Source organism: Noviherbaspirillum denitrificans (assembly GCF_002211445.1).
In the GTDB taxonomy this organism is placed as follows: domain Bacteria; phylum Pseudomonadota; class Gammaproteobacteria; order Burkholderiales; family Burkholderiaceae_D; genus Noviherbaspirillum; species Noviherbaspirillum denitrificans.
Window position 1 is genome coordinate 157,914 of sequence record NZ_LSTO01000002.1, and the last position, 736, is coordinate 158,649.

1 protein-coding gene is annotated in these 736 nt (G+C 67.9%); it reads left to right on the forward strand.

Going from position 1 to position 736, the window contains the following annotated elements:
• Positions 1 to 13 precede the first annotated feature (13 nt).
• On the forward strand, positions 14 to 736 hold a 723-nt coding region (locus AYR66_RS24295), incomplete at its 3' end, for a methyl-accepting chemotaxis protein (protein WP_234815074.1).

The following is a 736-nucleotide window of genomic DNA, read 5'->3' on the forward strand; positions in this document are numbered from 1 at the left end:
GGCGGCGGGCCGCATGAACCAGAGTCTGATCGATATCGTCAACCAGGTCCGGGCCGGCGGCGAGGCTATCCTCACGTCCGCGCGCAAGATGGCTGCCGACAATACCGCGCTGGCGCAAAGGACCGATGAGCAGGGCGAAACGCTTGCCGGCACAGCGGCCGCAGTACGCCAGCTTGCCGTTACCGTGCGGAGGAATGCCGACAGCTGCATGGAAGCAAGCAGCCTGGCGGCCGATACCAGCGAGGTGGCCATGCGTGCCGCACAGCATATGGCAGCGGTCACGGACACGACCAAGGAAATCAACCGCAGCGCGCAATCGGTCGGCCGCATCGTCGAGGTGATCGAGGGCATTGCCTTCCAGACCAACATCCTCGCCCTGAACGCCGCTGTCGAGGCCGCCCGCGCGGGCAACCAGGGGCGGGGCTTTGCCGTCGTGGCTACCGAGGTGCGCAACCTGGCGCAAAAAAGCGCGGCGTCGGTCAACGAGATCAAGTCCCTGATCGCTGAATCGATCGCCAACGCCGGGCGCGGCGACGCGCTGGTGCAGAAGGCGCGCGATACCATCGAGCAGGTCGCCGGGCGCGTGCGGCAGGTCAATTCCGTCCTGTCGGAAATCTCGGCGGCCTCGGCGGAGCAGAGCGCCGGCATTGACGACATCAATGCGGCCGTCGCCCGCCTGGACGAGACGACGCGGCGCAATGCGGCGCCGGTCGAGCACGCCGCCGCGGCAGCGCAG